Below are 7359 nucleotides of genomic sequence, written 5' to 3' on the forward strand. Positions count from 1 at the left end.
CGTCGGCCGCGCCGGAACCTTCCAGCGCGGGGAGCAGTTCGTGCAACGAGGCGGCGGTGCCGATGTGGCGCAGGCGCGGCGGGGCGCTGTACCCGGCGGTGGCATGACCCGGCGCGGCCGACCAGCCGTCGAGCTGTTCGACCTCCGCGTGCGCGGCGGCCTCCGAATCCGCCAGGTGGATGTCGATATCGAGCAGGACGGTGAGGGTATCGGGGTCGCGTCCCGCGGCGAGGGCGGCGGCGCGCAGGGCGGCGCGCCTGGCGTGCGCGGCGTCGAGATCCGGCGGAGCGATACGGATCAGGTCGGCGCGGCGGGCAGCCACGGCGATGGCGGGACCCGCGTCGGCGCGGATCGCCACGACCGGCTGTCCCTGCGGCGAACGCGGGGTGATCGCCGGGCCCTTGACCGAGAAGTGCTCGCCGACGAAGTCGATGTAGTGCAGCTTGTCGCGGTCGATGAACCGGCCGGTCGACACATCGCGGATCTCCGCGTCGTCCTCCCAAGAATCCCACAGCCGGGTGACGACCTCGATCGCCTCCTCGGCCTCCTCCCACAGGCTCACCGCATCCTGCGCGCCCTTGCGTCCGAATGCCTTCGCCTGTGCCGCGCCCTCGGACACCGCGACCTCCCAGCCGGCCCGGCCCAGCGTCGCGAAGTCCAGCGCCTGGATCGCCTTGGAGACATGGAACGGTTCGGTGTGCGTGGTGGTGACCTGCGGGATCAGACCGATGCGGGTGGTGCGGGCAGCCGCCCGGGCGGCGACGGCGAGCGCGTCGAGCCTGCCGCGTACCACCCCCTGCCCGCCGGACCCGGCATCGAACGAATCGGGTAGCAGGACCGCGTCCAGCCCCGCGCGCTCGGCGGCGGTGATCGCGTCGAGCCAGTAGGACGCCGTGAAGAGTTCCTCGGCCCTGGAGTCCGCGCGCCGCCACGCCGCCGGATGAATGCCCGCCCCGGACAGTTCGATCGCGCGGAAGAACGTTGAATCAGCCATCAGGACAGTCCCTTTCGGGTAGAAACCAGCGCCGCGGCTTCCCGGTCGCCGACGAGCGCGTCGGCGGAGTCCGCGGGGCCACGATCGGCGGGCGTGTTCGGGCGCACGTCGGTTGCGCCCGCGGCGGCCGGGAGCGGCGGGTTCGGGATGGCGGCGAGCAGTTCGGCGGTGTACTCGTGGCGCGGATCGCCGAAGATGTCGGCGGTCGGCCCGGTTTCGACGATGCGGCCGTGCCGCATGACCGCGACCCGGTCGCTGATGCGGCGCACCACGGCGAGGTCGTGGGAGATGAACAGGTAGCTCAGGGACAGCTGGGACTGCAGGCGGTCGAGCAGGTCGAGGATCTGGGCCTGCACCGAGGCGTCCAGCGCCGACACCGGTTCGTCGAGCACGAGCAGTTCGGGGTGCAGGGCCAGGGCGCGGGCGATGGCGACGCGCTGGCGTTGGCCGCCGGACAGTTCGGCGGCGGTGCGCTCGGCGTAGCGTCGCGGCAGCGCGACCTGGTCGAGCAGTTCGAGCACCCGTTCCCGGCGTGCGGTGCGAGTGCCGACCCGGAACGCGCGCAGCGGCTCGGCGATGACGGTGGCCAGGGAATGGCGCGGGTCGAGGGAGGAGTACGGGTTCTGGTACACCACCTGGAACCGGCGGCGCAGCGTCCGCAACCGCTCGCCGCGGACGCCGGTGATATCCGCGCCGTCGAAGACCACCGTGCCCTGATCGGCATCGGTGAGCCGCAGGGCGATCCGCGCGGTGGTGGATTTCCCCGAGCCGGATTCGCCGACCAGCGCCAGGGTTTCGCCGCGGCGCAGCTCGAAGCCCACGCCGTCGACGGCGGTGACCGTGCCCGCGGGCGTGCGATAACGCTTGCTCACCCCGCGCAGCGCGAGCAGCGGTGTTCCGGTGGCCGCGCGGGACGCGCGCGGCGGTCCGGGCCGCAGACTGGGCGAGGACGACAGCAGGCGGGCGGTGTAGGGGTGCTCGGGCGCGGCGATCAGGTCGGCCGGGCGCCCCGATTCGACGATCTCACCGCCGTCGAGCACCAGCAGCCGGTCGGCGCGCTCGGCGGCCATGGCGAGGTCGTGGGTGATGAGCAGCACGGCGGTGCCCCTGGCGGCGATACGCTCGGCCAGCCGGTCGAGCACCCGCCTGGCCACGGTGGCATCGAGTGCGCTGGTCGGTTCGTCGGCGATGATCAGCTCCGGGCCGCAGGCCAGCGCGGCGGCGATGAGTACCCGCTGGCGCTGACCGCCGGAGAGTTCGTGCGGATACCGCTGCTCCCACTGCCGGGAACGATCCAGTCCCACCTCGGCGAGCAACTCCAGCGTCCGCGCCTTCGCGCCGCGCACGTCGGCGAGGCCGTGCACCAGCAGCGACTCGGCGATCTGATCGCCGACCCGGCGCACCGGATTGAGCGACAGGCCGGGATCCTGCGGCACGAACCCGATGTGCGCGCCGCGCACCGTGCGCAGGACGCGCTCGGGGGCGTTGTCGAGGCGCTGCCCGGCGAAGGTGATCGAGCCCGCGCTCACCCGTGCGGCCGAGGGCAGCAGGCCGATCACGGCATGGGCGAGAGTGGACTTGCCGGAACCGGATTCGCCGACGAGGGCCACCACCTCGCCCGGCGCGACCCGCAGGCAGGCATCGCGCAACGCGGTGACCGGACCGGAATTCGACTTGTAGTCGACCCGCAGGCCTTCGACGCGGAGCAGATCCGACTCGCTCACGGCCTGCCCCTCCGATCCGCGGCCCGGCCCAGGTGCTGCGCGGCGAGCACGACGGCGATGATCACCAGACCGGGCAGCGTGGTCATCCACCACGCGGAGGCGAGGTAGTTGCGTCCTTCCGAGATCAGCGAACCCCATTCGGGGGTAGGCGGTTTCGCGCCGTAGCCGAGGAAGCTCAGCGCCGACACCGCCAGCACCGCCATGCCGAACTCCACCGCGGCCAGCGCCAGCACCGGACGATAGGAGTTGGGCAGTACGTGCCGGGCCAGCACCGTGTACCAGCGCACCCCGCTCGCATGCGCGGCCTCGACGTAGTCCGCGCCGCGCACCCGCAGCACCTCCGAGCGCATCACCCGGGCGAAGTTCGCGATCAGCGAGACGCCGACGGCGATGGCCACATTGGTGGTGCCGAAGCCGAGCGCGGTCACCAATGCCAGCGACAGCAGCAGCGAGGGCACCGACAGCAGCACGTCGACCACGCGCATGGTCACCGTGTCGACCGCCCCGCCCGCGGCACCGGCCAGCAGGCCGAGCAGCCCACCGGCGACGAGCGCGATCAGTACCGCCGACACGGTGGCGGTCAGCGACAGCCCCGCGCCGTGCACCATCCGGGTGTACAGATCGCGGCCGAGATTGTCGGTGCCGAACCAGTGCTGGAGGCTGGGCCCCCGCAGCTTCTCCACGGGCACGCCGGTCAGCGGGTCGCCGGAGGCGAACACCGAGGGGAACAGTGCCCAGCCGAGCACCAGCAGCGTGATCCCGGCCGCCACCACGCTCGCGGCATGGGCGCGCAGCCAGGCCGCGTTCGGCCGCACCGCCCTGACACGCGCGGTCACGGAAGACGCCGCCTCGAGGAGCCCGGTCCCCGTCGTGGTCACGATCCTGCGGTCAGACACCGGCGAGCACCTCCTCACGGTCGCCGACCGGGCTTTCACCCTTGTCCGAGACGCGCCCGCCGAATCCGCCCGCCGCCCGGATCCGGGGATCGAGCAGCGGATAGATCAGGTCGACGAGCAGATTGACGGTCACGAACACCAGCGCGGTGGCCAGCACGATGCCCTGCACCACCGGTATGTCCTGGGCCAGCACCGAGATCTGGGTCAGCCGCCCGACGCCCTCGCGCGCGAACACCGTCTCGACCACCACCGACCCGGCGAGCAGATTGCCCACCAGCACGCCGCCGATGGTCAGCGCCGGCAGCGCGGCGGGCCTGGCCACATGCCTGCGCAGCACCCACCACCGCGACGCGCCCTTGGCCAGCGCGACCTCGGTGAACGGTTGCCGCCAAGTGGATTCCAGCCCGGCGGAGAGCACCTGCGCGATGACCGCGCCGATCGGCAGGGCCAGGGTGACCGCGGGCAGGATGGTCCCGCGCAGTCCCTCGCCGCCGAATGCCGGAGCCAGCCGCCACTGGAACGAGAAGAGCTGCAACAGGATCAGGCCGGTCCAGAACGTCGGCACCGAGACGCCGACCGGCGGCAGCGCCGCGAGCAGCCCGCGCAGCCACGGCTTGCGGGTGTGATTGGCGGCGAAGGCCACCGCGACACCGCCGGCGACCGCCAGCAGCAGCGCCAGCCCGGCCAGTTGCAGCGTCGAGGGCAGCGCCGCGCCGATCGCGTCGGTCACCGGACGACCCGAGGCGATGGAATGGCCGAGATCGCCCCGCACGGCATGGGACAACGCGGTCAGGTACTGATCCCACAACGGCCGGTCGAGCCCGTAGCGGGCACGCAGCTCGTCGAGCGCGGCCGCGTCGACCGGGGTGCCCGCGCCGCCGGAATCGGCCGCGATCGCGACCGGATCGGCCGGCAGCGCGTACAGCACCGCGAACGAGAGGGTGAACGCCGCCCACAGCACCCAGACGGCCTGCAGCACCCGCGAGATCGGATACCTCGCCATGGTCAGCGCCCGCTCAGCCAGGTGTCGTGGAAGATCAGGCGGGCGGAAGCGTCGAATTCCACCTCCTGGGCGTTCGGGCCCGCGCCGATCGCCTGGGACAGTTCGATGGTCGGGATCCACAGGCCCGCGTCGAGCACTTGCTCCTGGGCCGTGCCGATCAGCTGCGCGCGGGCGGCGGGGTCGGCGGTGCGCAACTGTTCGTCCAGCGCGTCGTCCAGCGCCGGAACCGGCTCGGGGCGGGCATTGAGGTTGCGCCCGGTCAGGGCGAAGGTGCTGCGCAGGATGTCGCCGTCGGCGCGGGTGGTGTTGTAGTAGAGGGTGTCGAAGTCCTTGGTGTTCTGCTTGGCCGTGTACTCCGGAGTGGAGGCGGGCTCGAGCCGCAGCTCCACGCCCACCCCGCGCAGCTGCTGCTGGGTGAGCTCGAGCAGCGCCTGGTTGCCCGCGAAGGCGCCGCTGTAGGTGACCGCGAAGGACAACCGCTCGCCGTCCTTGGCCCGGATGCCGTCCGGGCCGAGCCGCCAGCCCGCCCGGTCCAGCGCAGCGGCGGTGGCGTCGGGGTCGTAGCGCAGCCGCTGCGACAGGTCCGTGTAGCCGGGGGTGCTCGCGGCCAGCACGCTGGTCGCGGGCCGGAACTCCGGGCCGAGCACGGTGTCGACGAGCTGCTGACGGTCGATCGCGGTCAGCAGGGCCTGGCGCACCTGCGGATCGCGCAGCGGGCCGCGGGTCACATTGGGCTGGAAGCCGAAGGTGACGCCCGGATTGCCGGTGGTCACCAGCCGCCCGCCCGCCGCCTCGATCTGCGGGACGTCCTGCGGCAGCGCGTCGCTGACCACGTCGAGCTGCCCCGAGGCGATACTGCCGCTGCGCACACCGGATTCGGGCACCACGGTGAAATCGATGCCGTCGAGGTAGGCCTCGCCGCGCTGGGCGAAGACGTCCGAGCCCCACTGGTAGCCGGTCCGCTTCACCAGCGATGCCGCCTGGTCCTGCCGCCAGCTCGCGTAGGTGAACGGGCCGCTGCCGATCGTGTCGCCGAGGCAGCGCTGCTCGGCGGGCTTCGCGGTGGTCGCCTCGGCCAGGATGCCGAGCTGGGTGGTCGAGGAGGCCTGCAGGAATTGTGCGTTGGGTTTGCCGAAGGTGACCCGCGCGGTGAGCGGGTCGACCACGGTGGTGCCCTGGTACTCGAACAGGTAGCTGGTGGCCAGCGGGGCCTTCGCCGAGCCGAGGGCGACGATCGAGTCGAAGGTCTTGCGCACCGAGTCCGCGGTCAGCGGTGTGCCGTCGCTGAAGGTGACGCCGTCCTGGAGGTGGAAGGTGAACGCGGTCGCGTCGGGGGAGACCTCCCAGCTGCGCGCCAGCCACGGCCGGATCTCCCCGGTGGCCGGATCCTGATCGGTGAGCGAGTCGACGATCTGCCGCGTGACGTACAGCGTCTGATTGGTGGCCGACTGCGCGGGATCCGAGCAGGTGGGAGCCTGCGACAGGCCGTAGCGCAGGGTTCCGCCCGGCTGCGGCGGTCCCGCCGACACCCCCGGTGAGCCCGTGTCGCCACCACAGCCCGTCACGGCGACGGCCGTGACGAGCGCTCCCGCGAGCGCGAGGATTCGGTGGTGAGAGCGGTTCACGGCGACACTCCGAGCAGTTCGTTTCCGGGTCTTCTTGGCCGCAACAGGATGCGAGCCGAGGCGCCGGAGCGACAAGGTTAGGAATCACCGTGAGCCGAGCCCTACCCGCACGAGGACCGGCGCGCGATCATGGTCCGGGCACTTGGCTCGATTTCCGACACGCCGAGAATTCGCCACACGTCTCATCTGCTGCTGGAGCCGTTAGCTGACGTACTGTGACCGCACCCTTGTCGTCGTGGAGGTCATCGGTGAAAACATCGCGTCGTCTGTCCGTGCTCTGCGCTCTCGCGATCGGCTCGGTCGCGTTGTTCGGGAGCGCGCCCGCCGTCGCCCGGCCCGCGCTGCCGGATGCTCCCGCTGCCGCGGTGGACAACCCGCTGCTGCGGGGCGCCGCCCAGCCCGGCGATCTGCCCGGCGCCTACCAGGAAGCGCTCGACGTGCTGCGCGGCCTCGGCATCGACCCGTTCCTCTATCCGACCGCCGCCGCGTTCTGCGGTGACGGGACACCGGGACTCGTTCCGGCCGTCGCCGGCGCCGTGCCGGGTCCGTGGCCGAAGACCATCCCGATGCCCCTGCCCGGCCTGGACGCGAACGCGGTCGACTCCGGTGAGACGCTCTTCGCCTTCGTCCCCTACGGCCTCGACGGCGATTCGGCCACGGCCGACACGACCGGGATGCAGGTGCTCTGGCTGAACGTGAGCAACGGCCGTGGCGGCTCCGCGGCGATGGGTTCGATCGCCGACGTCATCACCGCCATGATCCCGCCCGAACTGTCCGGACCGGCCCGCGAACTCGCCGAATCGGCTCTGCGGCAGGTCTTCGGCGCCGTCGTGCCGATGGGCGGGATCCGCGCGGTCCCCGTCGACACCGGTGCGGGCACCGTGCTGGCCGCCGTCTTCGGTACCGTCCGCAACGGCGAACGCTCCTGCTTCTTCCTGCCGACCGTGGGCATCACGAACGTGTCGTGACAGCAGGACGCCCTTTCCATCGCACCGACCCGCGCCGCCGCGCGCGATGGGAGCGGATCACCAGCAGTTGGTAGGCCGCCACCGAGACCGGATGTGCCAGCGCCGAACCCACATCGGTCGCGCGCGGCGCGGTGCCGGTCTCGAGCCGG

The 7359-nt window shown here is 72.1% G+C and carries 6 protein-coding genes; 1 reads left to right on the forward strand and 5 read right to left on the reverse strand.

What is annotated here, in order from left to right:
* The 5 genes from ON26_RS08105 to ON26_RS08125 all read right to left on the reverse strand — a co-directional run.
* The coding region (locus ON26_RS08105) for an LLM class flavin-dependent oxidoreductase (protein WP_051026821.1) at nucleotides 1-994 on the reverse strand (994 nt) is incomplete at its 3' end.
* Nucleotides 994-2718, reverse strand: a complete 1725-nt coding sequence (locus ON26_RS08110) for a dipeptide ABC transporter ATP-binding protein (RefSeq protein ID WP_085998970.1) — start codon at nucleotides 2716-2718, stop codon at nucleotides 994-996. The genes ON26_RS08105 and ON26_RS08110, both read right to left, overlap by 1 nt.
* A complete protein-coding gene (locus ON26_RS08115; RefSeq protein ID WP_040795401.1) occupies nucleotides 2715-3512 on the reverse strand; it encodes an ABC transporter permease in 798 nt (265 codons plus the stop codon). The genes ON26_RS08110 and ON26_RS08115 overlap by 4 nt, the downstream gene beginning before the upstream one ends.
* Before the next feature lie 94 nt (nucleotides 3513-3606).
* The gene (locus ON26_RS08120; RefSeq protein WP_040795397.1) at nucleotides 3607-4617 is read right to left on the reverse strand and encodes an ABC transporter permease; all 1011 of its coding nucleotides are present in this window, start codon (nucleotides 4615-4617) and stop codon (nucleotides 3607-3609) included.
* A gap of 2 nt (nucleotides 4618-4619) precedes the next feature.
* Complete coding sequence (locus ON26_RS08125) at nucleotides 4620-6242, reverse strand: ABC transporter substrate-binding protein (RefSeq protein WP_051026822.1); 1623 nt, start codon at nucleotides 6240-6242, stop codon at nucleotides 4620-4622.
* A gap of 248 nt (nucleotides 6243-6490) precedes the next feature.
* Between ON26_RS08125 and ON26_RS08130 the strand changes: the two genes are divergently transcribed.
* On the forward strand, nucleotides 6491-7210 hold the full coding sequence (locus ON26_RS08130) for a hypothetical protein (RefSeq protein ID WP_040795398.1): 720 nt from the start codon (nucleotides 6491-6493) through the stop codon (nucleotides 7208-7210).
* Nucleotides 7211-7359: the final 149 nt, after the last annotated feature.

This window comes from Nocardia higoensis NBRC 100133 (genome assembly GCF_000308595.1).
Taxonomy (GTDB): Bacteria; Actinomycetota; Actinomycetes; order Mycobacteriales; family Mycobacteriaceae; genus Nocardia; species Nocardia higoensis.

Coding starts and splice junctions, on each gene's coding strand:
- ON26_RS08120 (WP_040795397.1), bottom strand. CDS start 4,617: ATGGCGAGGTATCCGATCTCGCGGGTGCTGCAGGCCGTCTGGGTGCTG.